The 15,295-nt window shown below is 36.9% G+C and carries 14 protein-coding genes and 1 pseudogene; 3 read left to right on the plus strand and 12 right to left on the minus strand.

Annotation, left to right across the window (positions count from 1 at the left end; genetic code table 11):
- The 12 genes and pseudogenes from AC3WR0_RS21355 to AC3WR0_RS21410 all read right to left on the minus strand — a co-directional run.
- Window positions 1-301 (minus strand): NADPH-dependent FMN reductase (locus tag AC3WR0_RS21355; protein ID WP_492554183.1); only part of this gene is annotated, 301 nt, incomplete at its 3' end.
- Between the two features lie 175 nt (window positions 302-476).
- Window positions 477-926 (minus strand): DinB family protein, encoded by a 450-nt coding sequence (locus AC3WR0_RS21360; RefSeq protein WP_492554184.1) that lies wholly within the window; start codon window positions 924-926, stop codon window positions 477-479.
- 554 nt (window positions 927-1,480) lie between these two features.
- Window positions 1,481-2,605 (minus strand): FMNH2-dependent alkanesulfonate monooxygenase, encoded by a 1,125-nt coding sequence (gene ssuD, locus AC3WR0_RS21365; RefSeq protein WP_492554185.1) that lies wholly within the window; start codon window positions 2,603-2,605, stop codon window positions 1,481-1,483.
- Between the two features lie 35 nt (window positions 2,606-2,640).
- Window positions 2,641-3,828 carry an acyl-CoA dehydrogenase family protein gene (locus tag AC3WR0_RS21370; RefSeq protein ID WP_492554186.1) on the minus strand — a complete coding sequence of 396 codons (1,188 nt, stop codon included), beginning with the start codon at window positions 3,826-3,828 and terminating at the stop codon, window positions 2,641-2,643.
- Between the two features lie 33 nt (window positions 3,829-3,861).
- Window positions 3,862-5,250: an LLM class flavin-dependent oxidoreductase gene (locus AC3WR0_RS21375; RefSeq protein ID WP_492554187.1), complete on the minus strand. Its 1,389-nt coding sequence runs from the start codon at window positions 5,248-5,250 to the stop codon at window positions 3,862-3,864.
- Between the two features lie 76 nt (window positions 5,251-5,326).
- On the minus strand, window positions 5,327-6,220 hold the full coding sequence (locus AC3WR0_RS21380) for a MetQ/NlpA family ABC transporter substrate-binding protein (RefSeq protein WP_492554188.1): 894 nt from the start codon (window positions 6,218-6,220) through the stop codon (window positions 5,327-5,329).
- Between the two features lie 30 nt (window positions 6,221-6,250).
- Window positions 6,251-6,913: an ABC transporter permease subunit gene (locus tag AC3WR0_RS21385; protein WP_027321112.1), complete on the minus strand. Its 663-nt coding sequence runs from the start codon at window positions 6,911-6,913 to the stop codon at window positions 6,251-6,253.
- Window positions 6,903-7,928: a methionine ABC transporter ATP-binding protein gene (locus AC3WR0_RS21390; protein ID WP_492554189.1), complete on the minus strand. Its 1,026-nt coding sequence runs from the start codon at window positions 7,926-7,928 to the stop codon at window positions 6,903-6,905. Before AC3WR0_RS21390 ends, AC3WR0_RS21385 begins: the two co-directional genes overlap by 11 nt.
- A gap of 151 nt (window positions 7,929-8,079) precedes the next feature.
- Complete coding sequence (locus AC3WR0_RS21395) at window positions 8,080-8,424, minus strand: hypothetical protein (RefSeq protein ID WP_492554190.1); 345 nt, start codon at window positions 8,422-8,424, stop codon at window positions 8,080-8,082.
- Between the two features lie 141 nt (window positions 8,425-8,565).
- Window positions 8,566-9,120, minus strand: a complete 555-nt coding sequence (gene ssuE, locus AC3WR0_RS21400; RefSeq protein WP_492554191.1) for an NADPH-dependent FMN reductase — start codon at window positions 9,118-9,120, stop codon at window positions 8,566-8,568.
- 603 nt (window positions 9,121-9,723) lie between these two features.
- Window positions 9,724-10,038, minus strand: coding sequence for a putative quinol monooxygenase (locus AC3WR0_RS21405; protein WP_492554192.1), 315 nt, complete (start codon window positions 10,036-10,038; stop codon window positions 9,724-9,726).
- A 932-nt stretch (window positions 10,039-10,970) separates the two neighbouring features.
- Window positions 10,971-11,356: pseudogene (locus AC3WR0_RS21410) on the minus strand (YybH family protein).
- Window positions 11,357-11,739: 383 nt separating this feature from the next.
- Here AC3WR0_RS21410 and AC3WR0_RS21415 point away from each other — a divergent pair.
- The 3 genes from AC3WR0_RS21415 to AC3WR0_RS21425 all read left to right on the plus strand — a co-directional run bounded on the left by AC3WR0_RS21415 (window position 11,740) and on the right by AC3WR0_RS21425 (window position 15,263).
- Complete coding sequence (locus AC3WR0_RS21415; protein WP_492554193.1) at window positions 11,740-12,717, plus strand: hypothetical protein; 978 nt, start codon at window positions 11,740-11,742, stop codon at window positions 12,715-12,717.
- Between the two features lie 788 nt (window positions 12,718-13,505).
- Window positions 13,506-14,144: a response regulator gene (locus AC3WR0_RS21420; RefSeq protein WP_492554194.1), complete on the plus strand. Its 639-nt coding sequence runs from the start codon at window positions 13,506-13,508 to the stop codon at window positions 14,142-14,144.
- A gap of 12 nt (window positions 14,145-14,156) precedes the next feature.
- Complete coding sequence (locus AC3WR0_RS21425) at window positions 14,157-15,263, plus strand: sensor histidine kinase (RefSeq protein WP_492554195.1); 1,107 nt, start codon at window positions 14,157-14,159, stop codon at window positions 15,261-15,263.
- Window positions 15,264-15,295 lie beyond the last annotated feature (32 nt).

The following is a 15,295-nucleotide window of genomic DNA, read 5'->3' on the forward strand; positions in this document are numbered from 1 at the left end:
ATACCACCCAATCAAGTGCGTTCTTCAATGAACCTGGAACTCCTTTGGCATATTCTGGTGTGCATATTAGTACACCAGTCGCTTCTTTTAAGAGTCTACGCCAATTGGCAACAGTAGTATCGGCAGCATCTAAATCTAAATCTGGATTAAAATGTGGAAGTTGTGCCATTTCACTGTAATAAACGACGGTTCCCTGTGACGGAATCATTGAAATAACAGCACGCAAAAATGCTGAGTTCAAAGATTTTCCCCTTAAACTGCCTGATATAGCCAAAATATTAAAAGGATTAACAGTATTCATTTCAACACCTCTTTAATAAAGATTAACAGGGATGGTTTTAAATGTAAGTATCGATATATTCTACGTTAAGCTTCCAAAATCCTTCTAAAGCTAACCTGCCCCTTTAGTGGAACAACAAGAAAAAAGGCTCTGTTCCTTAATGAATTAAATGCCCCGTTGGCTACCCAGAAAAGTTCTATCTCACAAATGTAATAAAATCAATATTAACTGGTTCAAAACCATCTGCTCGAAGTCGTGAATTAATCTGTCCTCGATGATACTGACCATGCAATGCTACATGAGTTAAAATTTCCCGTACAGAACTCTTAAACTCTTTCCCTTTACTATTTGTGTAGGATATTAACTTATCTAGGTCAAAATTTGATAAATTAGCAAGAAACGTTGTTAAGCTTTCTTTATTTTGCTTAACAAGGTCTGTACAGACTTCTATATCGGCCTCTGACCAGATGGGCAGTTGTGAACTGTCCAATCCTCGTAATCTAGTTATCCATACTTTTTCTGCAAAAAGGATATGGGAAAACAAACGGATTACATCTTGATTTTCATCTTCAATACTTTGCAATGTTTCAAGAATACGTTGATTAGCCCAATTTAAATGCTCATACATCATTAGGATTGTTTCCAAAAAGAATCACCCCACCAATAATTGAATTCCCCCTTATAAAAATCAATCCATAATACCGCTTAATTCCATTCGACCGAAATCAAGAAAAGGCCTTCGTGAACTAAATTGCTAAGTTTGTTGAGGGAGTCAGCAGCAGATTTTTAACCTTTATATATATTCAATTAATTTGTCTTTTAATCCTTTTTCATCTGAATTCAGCACGTTATTTGCATGTCAATTAGCAAGAGAATTAACATTCCGAAACGCAGTATGACAGAAAATATTGTCATCCTGCTAAAAACGTATGAATTTAGGGCTAATTTGCGGAAAAAAAATCTAATAACGTTGATATACCGACAAAAAAAGCCATCTAATTCATATGCGAATTAGGTGGCTTTTAGCATTTCTTTTTTCTTTGGTACTACAAAAGAGATCCCCTCACCATAAAGAGTTGCTGTTTTTAATTCTGGTACCCGTTTGTTCAACAAAGTTAATTAACAAGAATATTTAACGGAATTTGATAGATACTGATCTGGCTCCAATACTACTTTTGGTAATAACATTAGTATATATTTCTAGTTAGAAACTTTTGGGTTAATATCCCCACCGAATGGACTTAGGAAAGTTCGTTCATTTGATTGATCTTTTCTCGCTATTGGAAGTTTGGGGAAAAGTAATTCCGCTGTTGTGTAAGCCTCTTCTAAATGGGGGTACCCTGAAAGAATGAAAGTTTCAATTCCTAAATCAGCATATTCTTTCATTCGTGCAGCGACCGTATCAGGGTCTCCGACCAACGCTGTCCCTGCCCCTGTTCGAACCAGCCCCACACCTGCCCATAAATTGGGACTGACCTCTAGCCGTGAACGGTCCCCTTCATGCAGACTCGTCATTAATCGTTGTCCTTCTGAATCCATCCTTTTAAATACGTTTTGCGCATTTGCAATCGTCTCATCATCGACATATTCAATTAACTGTTCCGCTGCTCTCCAGGCTTCCTCTTCAGTACGACGGACGATCACATGCAGGCGTATACCAAATTTTACGGTTCTTCCTTGAGCTTTAGCCAGTTCACGCATTTTATTGATTTTTTTCTCGACTTGTTGCGGCGGCTCCCCCCATGTCAGGTAGACATCAATGTGCTCTGCTGCTACATTCATGGCAACTGCTGATGATCCTCCAAAATAAAGCGGCGGGTATGGTTTTTGAACGGTTTGATAAGGTAGTTGCCCACCTTCAATGCGTAAATATTCTCCTTGTACATTCACCTCTTCTTCCTCAAAAAGTTTTCGCCAAATGGTTAAAAACTCATCTGTTAACTCATAGCGTTCGTCGTGAGTTAAAAACACACCTTCTCCCGCCATCTCGACCGGATCTCCTCCAGCCACCACATTGATTAATAAGCGGCCATCGGAAAAACGATCTAATGTTGAAGACAAACGTGCTGCGAAACTTGGAGACATTAACCCCGGACGTACTGCGACCAAATATTTTAGATTCTTGGTTAAAGGCACGAGTGTAGAAGCGACAATAAATCCTTCTTCGCATGTTTTTCCTGTTGGAATTAATACACCTGAATACCCTAAATCATCCACCGCTTGTGCAATTTGTTTGCAATAGTTATATGTAGCAGGACGTGAACCGGCGGGATTATTTAATTGACGGAAGTCCCCATTAGTAGGGATAAACCAAAAGATTTCCATTATATAGTCATCCTTTCTGAACCTGTTTTTGTTTCTTATGAATAAGGGGTGATTTTCGGTGCTTGATCATTTAGAACCCAGTTTCCAATATCTCGAATTTTATATTCTATAGGATCATGCAAGGTGTGGGTTCTTACATTTCGCCAAAAACGATCGAATCCATACAGCCCTGAAGTTGCCCTTGCTCCCATAACTTCAAACATTCGGTTCGTCACCTCTAATGCTGTTTTTGCTGCAGAAACCTTTGCTGTTGCAATTGTTATTCCACATTTTGCTCGTTCCAGCTCTGTCAGAGACCATTCTTTATTCCAAGCATCTTGAAGTGCATCTGCCGCATTTCGTGCCAAAGCTTCTGAAGCTTTTAGCTGAACGAACAAATCTCCATATTGCCTGATTGTATAGGGGTCATTGGTCGCTTTCTCAACACCGGAATTAAGCCAAGGGCGGGAAACGTTTTTTGTGTATTTTTTGGCTTCTTCAAATCCGCCTTCTGCCACTCCAAGGAGAACATGAACTAGGATCGTTTGAGCTACATGAGTCCGTAAAGTAGGAAATAAGCCTTCGGGATGTTGTTTGTAATTATTTAGTACTTCATCTGCCTCCAGTAAGACATCATTAAAGATAACTGATCCGCTGTCTGTTTGCCGCTGCCCAAAACTATCCCAGTCATCATTGATGACTATTCCTGTGCGGTTAGTTGGAATAACAGCAATGACAGGTCTGGTTTCTCCCGGCCGTTTTGCAGAAATAAGCAATCGGTCCGAATCATTGGCTCCTGAGCAGAAGGTTTTCTTACCATTTAATCTCCATTTCGCGCCTTCTTGTTCAATTATTAAATTTTCATCGAGAGGATTAAATGCATTACCCCAAAACCAGTTATTTTCAGCACTTTCTTGATAATACTTCTCTTTTTGCTGTGGAGATCCAAACAAATGAACAGTGCTTATGCACAAAAAATGATAACCGAATAAATGGGCCATTGACCCATCCACCTTTGCAAGTTCACGGATTATTTGAAAAATAGTCTTCCAGTTCTCACCAAGTCCCCCTAAATCTTTGGAAATTAGGAGAGCGAGTAATCCACTTTTACGGATTAAATCACGCTCCACTATTGCCGTTCCACCTTTTTTATCCCGTTCGATTGCTGTTTTGGCAAATTCTTTGGCTAATAAACTGGCATTCTCTAAATAATCACTTTTAGTTTCATCTGCTGCTATATTCATCGAGAAACCTCCTTTGTTGTATATCAACCAACATTATGGAGAGATTACGTTTCGAAGTTGACGATACTTCGCACCGGTATGGTCATCTGATAATAGGTTTCTGCCAGAGCCGAATAATTTCTCTCTTAATGTTCCATTCTTGTATTCTTTTTTATAAATCCCCCTGCTTTGAAGCTCAGGTACGACTAATTCAATGAAATCTTTAATGCTCCCAGGTGTAATAAAATGCGCGAAATTGTAACCGTCAATACCTGTTTGTTCAAAATGGATTTGGATGGCATCCGCTACTTCTTTAGGATTTCCAACGATTACATGATTCCTGTCAATTGTCTCGAACTTGTTTAATACTTCCTTAACGGTTAACTTTCTTGGGGCATCCTTGGTTAAGGATGCAGCCCGCGTTTGCCCATGCTCTGTGTGCCGATATTCAAAAAATGAATCTTTATCCTGATATTTGGACAAATCATATCCCGTTGACCCGCCATATTGTGCTTTTGCAGCCTCAGCACTCCACAGACGAGCATATTCCTCATATTTTCGTTGAGCTTCTTCAGATGTCTCTGCAACTATTACATTTAAAAAAGTAAAAGCTTTAATATTGTCAGGATTCCGACCGTATTTCTCCGCCTTGTCTTTAATATCCTGAATATAAAATTTGAGTTTTTCATAGGTTTCACCGCTTACAAACACGCATTCTGCATGTTTCGCTGCAAAATCTCTTCCGCGTTCAGACGTCCCCGCCTGGTAAATAACAGGTGTACGCTGCTTGGAAGGATCAGTCAAATGGGGGCCTTGAACGCTGAAATACTTTCCTTCATGGTTTATTTCATGTACCTTTGCCGGATCAAAAAGGATACCCTTTTCTGCATCTCCAATATAGGCATGATCTTCCCAGCTACCTTCCCAGAGTTTATAAGAAACCTCCAAGAATTCATCCGCCATTTCATAGCGCTCGTCATGTTTAATCATTTTGATATGGCCATAGTTTTTTGCTGCATTTGGCAAATAAGAAGTGACAATATTCCATGCCACTCTGCCTTTTGTAAAGTGGTCCAGTGTAGAGAATCGACGTGCATTTGAAAAAGGATGTTCATATGTCGTACTTACCGTTACTGCAAATGAAAGATGTTCTGTCACAGCTGCCATCGCAGGAACAATAAAAGCCGGATCATTTAAAGGGACTTGAACACCTTCCCGAATGGCAGTATCTCTACTATTTTGATAAACATCGTAAACTCCGGCAACATCTGCAAAGAAAATCGCATCAAACTTTCCCTTTTCGAGTAATTTCCCTAACTCAATCCAATAATTTAAATCATTATAAGATCGATGATGCCTGTTTTGGGGATGTCTCCATAATCCGTGAGAATTGTGCATGGCCCCAGCCATGTCAAAAAGATTTAGTATCATTTGTTTTGTCATTTTCTCACTCCCATGACGTTACTTTGAGATTTAGTTCGGAGGTAACATTGAATAAAGATTGCTGACTCTATGACTACTATTCTTTTCCGCTCTTGATATTTTCAACTAATTGGTCTAATACTTTTTGTAATTCCGGTACGGATACTTTTGTAACAACACTTGCACCTTTTGTATCTGTTTCAACTGCTTTAGCTACCTCTTTCTGCTGATAGATTTCCGCAATTGTTTTTAACGTTTTATTATTTTTGTTTTTCCCAAGAACAGCGAAAACATTGACGTAAGGACGTGTTTCTTGACTATTTGGATCATCATGGAAAATTGCGTCAGCTAATGTATATCCTGCTTGCCCGGCAATTCCACCGTTAATAATGGATGCCGCTACATCTGGCAGTACTCTTGGAGTCTGCTGGGCCACCACTTCGATTATTTTTAAATTCTTTGGATTTTTTGTAATATCAGTTTGTGTAGGATAGAGACCAACGTCTGTCTTCAATTCAATCAATTTAGCAGCTGCAAGTACCTTTAACCCTCTGCCTATATTGGCTGGATCATTTGGAATCGCAATTTCTGCACCATTCGGAATTTCTGATACCTTTTTATACTTTACCGAGTAAAGGCCAAGAGGAGAGACTACGGTTGAACCGATTGGCACAATATCCGCATTGTTTTTAGCAATATACTGGCTTAGGAATGCAAGATGCTGAAATGAGTTCATATCCACTTCTCCGTTTACAAGAGCCGTGTTTGGCAGCACATAATCGGAGAACTCTACCAATTCTAGTTTTATATTCTTTTTAAGAGCTTTTTCTTTAATCATTTCCCAGTATTGGCCATCAGATCCTGTTACGCCTACTTTTACAGTAACGATTTCATTTTTACTTTTACCGTTAGCAGCGTTACTGTTGCACGCTGTAAGAACATTAGCTGTAACCATCATCATAAGTAAGAATAAAAATAATTTCTTTTTCATTAATAAACCCCTTTTCAATTCCATTTTTATTTATCTTCTTAAGAAAGATCGGGACAAGGTATTGCCTAAAAATTGTGCAATTTGAACAAGGAGGATGAGAACCACAACCGTTACAACTATGACAGAAGTGTCAAAGCGTTGATAACCATATGTCATCGAAAGATCTCCCAGACCCCCTCCTCCAACAGTTCCTGCCATGGCAGAAAAGTCGATCAATCCTACCGTTATAAACGTAATTCCGAGTATAAGAGGGCCTAACGCTTCAGGAATTAAAACACCAAATATAATTTGAATTGGAGATGCGCCCATTGCTTTTGCCGCCTCAATGATTCCAGGGTCAATGGAAATTAAATTATTTTCTACTACTCTAGCAATAGCAAAGGATGCTGCAATCGTCATTGGAAGAATGGCAGCTGCTGTTCCAATGGTCGTTCCTATGACTAAACGTGTAAAAGGGCTGATAGCAACTAAGAATATGATAAATGGGATAGGTCTGATTATATTGATTAAAATATTTAATACGACCGATATTAGATTACTTTCTAAGATATTACCTTTACGAGTAACAAATAGTAATAATCCAATGATCAACCCTATTATGCTGCTTAAAATTAATGTAAAGATGACCATGGTTATCGTTTGACCTGTAGCTTCAAAGATTCTTGGCCAAAACGTACTCCAATCAACTTTCATCTTTTGTTACCTCCCTTATTTTGACGACTTGGGAAAGCTCTTTGATGACTTCATCCACTTTCTGATCTTCTCCAATAAATTCAACGATTAAATTACCAAATAATTGATCCTGAAGTTCATTAATACTGCCATAAATAATATTAAAGTGAATATGATGTTTCGTTGTTAATTCTGATAAAATGGGTTGACTAGCCTTTCCTCCTGAAAAAATAACTTGATAGAGTTTTCCAATATGCTCGTTCCTTACCTTTTTTAGTAACCGGGGAGATAATTTGTCATTTAAAACGGAACTAATAAAATTTTGCGTTGTTTTTTCTTGAGGATTCGAGAAAATATCAAAAACTTGCCCCTCCTCAATGACCCTCCCATCTTCCATTACAGCTACACGATTACAAATTTTACGAATCACATTCATTTCATGTGTGATTAATAAAATCGTAATGTTGTACTCTTCATTTATCCTTTTCAGAAGATTTAAGATCTCACCCGTTGTTTCCGGGTCTAAAGCAGAAGTTGCCTCATCACAAATCAAGATGGATGGAGAAGTCGCTAGAGCTCTTGCGATTCCTACTCTTTGTTTTTGACCGCCCGATAACTGTTCCGGATATTTGTCTGCTTTATCTTCAAGTCCAACAAAACGTAAAAGCTCCTTAACTCTTTGGTCGATTTCAACCTTTGACTTTTTCTCTAACCTTAAAGGGTACGCTATATTTCCAAACACCGTACGGGAATTAAATAAGTTAAACGTTTGAAAAATCATGCCAATTTTCCTTCTTAATTTCCGAAGATCCTTAGAGGATATTGACCCCAACTGGTATTTGTCTACTGTAATTTGCCCGCTAGTCGGTTCTTCGAGTAAATTCACCATTCTCAGTAATGTGCTCTTTCCTGCTCCACTAAAGCCAATTATTCCAAAAATATCACCCCTTTCAATATTCAGAGAAACATCTTTTACTGCTTCTAATTTCTGTTGACCATTTCCGAATGATTTACTTACACGCTCTAATTTAATCAAGTGAATCCTCCTTTAAGTGCGTATGTATTACCATTGTCATCTCCTATCGAGTTAAAATGAAAAGGCACCTTTTTTCCTTCACTTGAGTGGGTCGGAAAAAGATGCCTCTAGATGACTAGTCGGTTTTCTATTAGTTATATGAAGTTAAATATCAATTCACTTTTTTTTCTTGGTATACAATAAATTCAAAGAGTCGGTTTACCAGCCCCCTTTTGCCGAAACGAATGAATTTTTGTTGTTCAGCCTTTGATTCAGCTTCTCTAACAAAATTCAAAAAAGATAGAATATAAATCCTTCGAAGAATCACTTCCGTTATTCCAAAATCATAAAACCATTGATCAATGGTATTGAAAACCCCCCGATTGATACTGAATTGCTGATTGCACCAGTTATAAAACTGAAGGTCTGGAAAGTTTAGGTAAACGTTATTAATTAAAAAGCTTTGTCTTCTTTCCTTTGTCGGAATTTTCTTCGGCTTTTTTTTATTTTTTTGCATACATCTCCCACCTAACATTCCTTCTAAAGATGAAGACTCTTTATTTTACATTTAACCAATATGTTTAATCGGATTAAAAAATATAGTATTTACTTTAAAATTTAATCAAGACATTGTCAGGATGAATCTTTTTTAAAAGTTCTAATTTACCACATTGATTATTGCTTTGAACTTATCTTTCTCCATAATAGAATTCAAAGATACTACTAACCGATTTATGGCTTCTGGATCTAATTCAAATTGGTTATTATCGATCTTTTTTACTTGCTGATCTAATATGAAGACCCCCTTTAATATATGTGTTGTACCAAGCGCAGCAAGCACCGGTTTCAGTGCGTAATCTATCATTAGGAGATGACCAATGGTGCCACCAATGGCAATTGGCAGAATCGTTTTATTTTCCAGGCCATCTTGCGGAAGAAGATCCAGGTAAGTTTTTAACACTCCTGTAAATGATGATTTATAGATAGGAGTGATAATGACAATGATCTCTGAGTCTTCGATTTTTTTGTTTGCTGCTTTAATTGCCTGACTGTTAAAATTTGCTTGAATTAAATCCTCTGCCGGAAGATTACGAATATGGATGACATCATGGCTTACGCTTGCAGCTTCAAAGTGCTTTACAACATAATCAAGAACACCATTTAATCTTGACTGTCCAGAAGGACTTCCATTAAGTACGGTTACTTTACTCAACTTTATACTCCCTTTCTCTTATTCAGATCAACAAAAAAGGCTCCTTCATCTCTTTCATAAGAGATAGGAGCCTTCGGTAGTCCGATCAGCTAAATAGTTCAATTGTTAATTATATAATACTTAACCAACTTGTTTACTTGGTTTTTAACTTGTTAAATAAAATATAAAGTGTGCAAAGGTTATTGTCAATAAGATTTCGGAAATTTTTAACTTTTTAATTTATCAATAACCCACTTGACTTATCGGAATAGTTAAATATGTAATTATCATACTCAAATTCAATTTCTGTTTGGTCAACCAAAAGCACCTAATCACAACCTTGTGGATATTAAGTTTTAGGCAAATCAAAAGATATCTATACCACTAATTGTTTATAGATTATCTTCGTTAATATAGCGATCTCCAGTCATCACATGATTTAGAACTAATATTAAACTATGAATTACTCCGTTAATACTTGCTTGACTCACTTTACTCCCAGTAGCCTTCCAATACTAAAGCACCCGTTTGTTTAGTATATTTGTTCACAATCTTTGCTTTGAATAAGAAAAAAGCTGCCAAAATGACAGCCATTTCTTATTTAATATCTACGGGAATTTAATTTTAAATAGCTGAAAGGCCCTTCCCGCCTTTTGTAATTAATGTGCTGATTCTTTCCATACCAGTAATAAGTGGTTTTGCACGACTTATTAATGTTTGGGTAACTTCAAGACCTAGAGACGCTTGATGGGCGTTTTCATTAACCCACACTTCATAAACATAAACAGAACTTGGTTCATTCTCGGAAATATTCACAAGATATATTTCACATTCATCCAGATCTTTCATTGATTCTGCTGCTTCTAATAGAATCTCAACCATTTTTTCTTTTTCGCCTTCTTGTACCATAAACTTGTTAAATAAACTAAATTTGCTCATACCATCCTCCTTAAATTTGTCACCTGTTAAGTGTTTCTTTATCTGAACACGATTCTCCTATTATTTCCATAAAATAAAATTAATCAACGCATCATGCGCTAACCTTCCTCGTTAGTCGAAGAACAAAATGCCACCTTTATAGGAAGCAAGGTTGGAGCTCTGGACTTACAATTGGGGTAGCGAAATCTGAACCTATGAATATTTGGAAATTGAAACAAATGCAATAAAGATTGCCACTGCAAAGTATAAAAGCCCCATAAGCTTCATTACCCTTTCCTTATTTAGCAAATTATCTATTCCCCCAAATATAAACATACTCACCATGAGACTTTGCATAATTAAAAAACTATTATCCGAAAAATCATTCCTAATATAAATCGTATAACCCAACAATATTAAACCACTCATAATACTCAATAACTTAAGAATTTTGGAAAGCATAACAACCCACGCTTTCTAGAAAAAGGATTCATTCTAATTCCATGCGTTTAAAATCAAGAAAAGCCTTCATTAAGTGACGTCAGCAGATTTTTAATCTTTATAAATTGTGGTATTCATTTAATCCATTCCGATAGGTGTCTTTTCCTTATGAGCTTAGAGGTGTAACTTTATAATGGTTGCGTGAGTATATATAGAAGTAAAATTCTGCATTACTTCTTTTCCTTCTAGTCTTATGAATAATAACTTTTTAAATTGTTCATATTAGAGATAGGGATTTTGTAGCTCAATGGCAGAGCAGCCGGCATTTCGATGCTGAGTTTTTCGTGGGTTCGATTCCCACCAGGTCCCTATTCTTAAATGAAACAAGGACCTTTAAGGGTCCTATTTGTTTTTATTACAGATGATGATTTCAACATCACCGAATCCAACAGGAATAATTTAGTGGTTTCCCATAATTGGTCGGCATTCATCTCTTTACGCTTATCGTAATCTTATTTATTGAGTAAATCTGTACCATAGGAGTTGTCGATCGCACAAAGCCATTGACCATTTTGTTTTTAAAAACGTATGTTGCCCTTCTCTCCATCGAAAATTCAGAGTCCTTTTTATCAGCAGCTAGCAGAGTTTGGGAAATTACTAACACAGTGTCTCCCGCTTCTAATAAAAGCATTTCCCCTTGTGTTGGGACAATACTGTTATTAAAGTATTTTGCGATGGCTATAAAGGCTTTTTTTATTTCTTCTTTACCTCTGGCTATTGTTCCTGGTTTAACAACCAGAATGGCATCATCCGTATAGTAATTCATCAGTGTTTCAAAATCCTCCTGTTTGATTGCCAGGTCACACTTATTGATCACTTCTCTTACTTCATGTTCCATCAACATTCTCCCCTTATAAAAAGTCTAATTCCGGTAAAAACTTAAATAAAAAGACCTATATCGCATTAAAAATTTAAGAAAAAATTAAGATTTAAATGGTACAATTGTATTTATTCATCTATTTGAGGTGCTGAAATGAACCAGTTTATTCTTTCACACATTGCCCCAGAAACCCATGTGCATTCTAACATCGAGTCCGTAATCCTGCTTACGTGCAATGTAATAATGGTGCTTTTCGGTATAATTTTGATTTATAAATTATTTAGGCAGGCAAAAATGAAAAGGACTGCCATTTTTTTTGCTATTATACTGGCTGTTAATTATATAGTGATTGCATTTTATGGTGGTTTATCTGAATTACTTGGATGATTGAGGGTGAGGTTATGAAATATTTTCGTTTTTGGGTATTAGCATTTCTGCTGAAATTTGCCGGGTCCGCCTGGGACGCTTCTTATCACTTTAAATATTTATTCGAAAAATATTCAATTCCGCATTTAGTAAACTTTTCGGGTCTTTTACTGGGACTTTTTCTTCTTTTTCAAGAATGGAAACACGGTAAGTACATGGACGCTTTTTCAAGGAATATAACAACTATAGGTTATATTTTATTTTTGATTGGTATACCCTTGGACTTTAGTTATCATTATGCTTTTGGAATTGATTTAACAACTTGGAGCCCTACTCATTTTGTTTATTATATTTCTACGGGAATTATGATATTTGGCGTTTGGAGAGCATATTACTTGTACACATATGACACCACACCTTCTTGGAAATCCCTTCATACCTGGTTTATGATGTTTCTTTTGGAATGTCTATTATTTCCGAATATGCAGCAAGAAAATGGAGCGATTTCATATGAACAGTATATCCATCATCACTCCATCGCTTCTGAGGAAATACTTAAGTTAATCTCTAATCCATCTTCACAAATCTTTGGTGGAATTCCGGCTTGGGTTTATCCCACTTATTCCGTTGCAGCCGTAACTTTCCTTGTTGTTATTGTAAATAGAATTTTCAGAGATCAAAAAATATCCATGGCAGCTGCCACACTGTATATCCTGTGCAGGTTTTTTGCAAAATCAATATTTTATCTGGTACACTATCCGACATCCTATGTACCGATTACTATTCTTTTCATCCCGCTTGCTTTTATGTTGTTAAAGGAATCTTCTTGGAAGACTGGGTTAATAGGAAGCAGCCTATATTTTATTGGAGTTTATGCCATCCAGACTTTTAATATGTTAATAACTCCGCCTTTAACTCTTTTTGAGCTTATTCCAACTCTTATTTTGGGGATGGCCATTCCTGCAGTCGTCAAAATGCAAGGACTATTGGTAAGGAAGTATTTACACAGTTAAAAATGAAAGTAGGAATCCTTTCTAAGGGTTCCTTTTTTTGTCTCTGTTAAAAAATTGACGAAATTTGATACCAGTGGCTAAATTTAACTGGTTACCTGTTAATTATTTCAAAATCTGTTAAATTGCACAAATCATTTTGTTGTATAACTTAAATACAAGGGAGAGATGTGAAATGAGAGTTATATTAGAATTAATACGAATCATCTTGATATTTGGTTTTTTTGAGGGGTTATTTTATACCGTTCTTAACAATGTTTACAAATCATTAGGAGTAACCCAATATGAATGGTTTGGTTATTTAGGTACTCTGTTATTGTTGTTTATTATTTACAGGAACAAATGGCAATTTACAGGTTTTTACAATGGAAAAGAAAAAGAAAAGCTACCCTCCAAAGTTACTAATTTTCTAACATCCTCCTCGGTACTACTATTAATTTTGCCTCCCATTGTCAATTACATCTTACTGTAAATCGAGAAAAGTCAGGGTAAACCAGCTAAATGGCGGGTTACCAAAACTGTTGTAGATAAATCAACATTAATGTTTATCAGAGCCTTTTTTGTTAAAAATAATTAAGACTAGCTGTCAGCAGGTTAATATGTTTATGAATCAGAACTATGAATAATATAAACTTATCGAACTACTTCCTTTTATTATAACTTCCCCTTCTGTCTTTCCTTCTTTTTTATTTATTCCTATAAGTACTCCTCAAAAAACCTTCTTTCTGTTATGTTAAAGGTATATAATACCAATTTTTAAGGATGTGACTGGCAGGGCTTCCTGCTGAGGTATGAAAATTAAAATTTTGATAGCTGATGATAATTCATTTATACGTGAAGGTATGAAGATCATTCTAAGTACCTACGGAGACTTTGAGGTGCTGGAAACGGTCGGTGATGGCAGCGAGGCAGTCAATTATTGTCAAAGCCATGACGTAGATATTGCCCTGCTGGATATTAGGATGCCGAATATGAACGGTGTTGAAGCAACTAAAATCCTAACTGAAACAACGAAAACGAAACCGATAATCCTGACGACATTTGATGATGATGAATACATATTGGATGCGATTAAAAATGGAGCCAAGGGATATTTATTAAAAAACACAGACCCGGAACGGATTCGTGATGCGATTAAAAGTGTGTACTTTGGAAATACAGTGATGCAGGATGTTGTACTAGATAAGATTAAAACAAATATGACCAGCAGCAGGAAGCATGAAACAAAAATAGATAAAAGTCTGTTTACCGAGCGGGAAATGGAAATTATGTCCCTGATTGCAAAAGGCTATTCCAACAAAGCGATTTCTAAGCAAGTGTTTATCTCTGAAGGTACGGTTGCCAACTATATTACCTCCATCTTAGGAAAAACAAGGCTTGAGCATCGAACACAGATTGCTATATACTACCTAACCGGTTCAGTAGATTAAGAGGTTTGGAATATGGAAATATGGATCATTTTCAGCAAGCTAATTATCATCCTATTTTTAGCCTTTTCTTATGTTCATTCCGAAACCGGCAATCTCGCATGGAGTATACTCTTAATTCTTCTTTACATTAGCATGAATATTCCCCTCTATCTTGTTCGAAAGGAAAAAATAAAACTGTGCATACAGTTGGGATCGTTCATGCTCATTTGTTATTCAATTCAGGAAGTGAACCCGCTGTTCCTTCTGCTGCTGCCAATGAATTTTTATGAAGCGGCATCACCTTTCCTCGTGAAAAAGTGGCCTTTTTTGCTGCTGGGACTGCTCCCTGTTTTTTTCATAGAAGGAAATCAGGCCGTTTACGGATTAACTGCCCTCTTTAGCTTTTTAGTCTTTTTTATGACTGGCCGTTATACTGAACGGCTGACCTCCTATGAGAATAATCTCGACAAGATGAGACTTGATATACAGCGGCTTTCGAAAAGCCTGAATGAAAATCAGGAGTATGTTAGGCATTCGGAATATACCTATCGTCTCGAGGAACGCAACCGCATCTCCCAAGAGATTCATGATAGCATCGGCCACTCCATGACAGGTGCACTGATACAAATGGAAGCCGCCAAGACTTTAATGGCCATTGACCAGGCTAAAGCAGGCGAACTCCTCCAAAATGCCATTAACATCTCCAAGGAAGGCATTGAGGATATCCGGATTACGTTAAAAAATATGAAGCCTCCAACTGAGCAAATGGGCTTGCAGCGTTTGAAGCTGATGTTAGAAGAATTTTCTATCCAGCACCAGCTTCGGATGCCGTTTGTGTATAAAGGTAATATTGATTTAATTACGCCGATACAATGGAAGATTATCACTGAAAATTTCACCGAAGCATTGACGAACTCATTAAAGTACTCAGGTGCTACTGAAATTTCCATTGACATTCATGTGTTAAACAAGCTGGTTCGGGTCGAAGTCAGGGATAACGGACGTGGGATTGGGTCGGGTAAAGTGGTTAAAGGGCTCGGGATAGTTGGAATGGAAGAACGGACAGCCTCCCTCAAAGGCACCATTATCGTGGATGGTACCAATGGATTTTCGGTTACCACCCTCCTCCCGATTGCATAATGAAGATTTTCATTTCAAAGACGTGAAATTTC

This window comes from Neobacillus sp. FW104-15D2, from assembly GCF_058790155.1.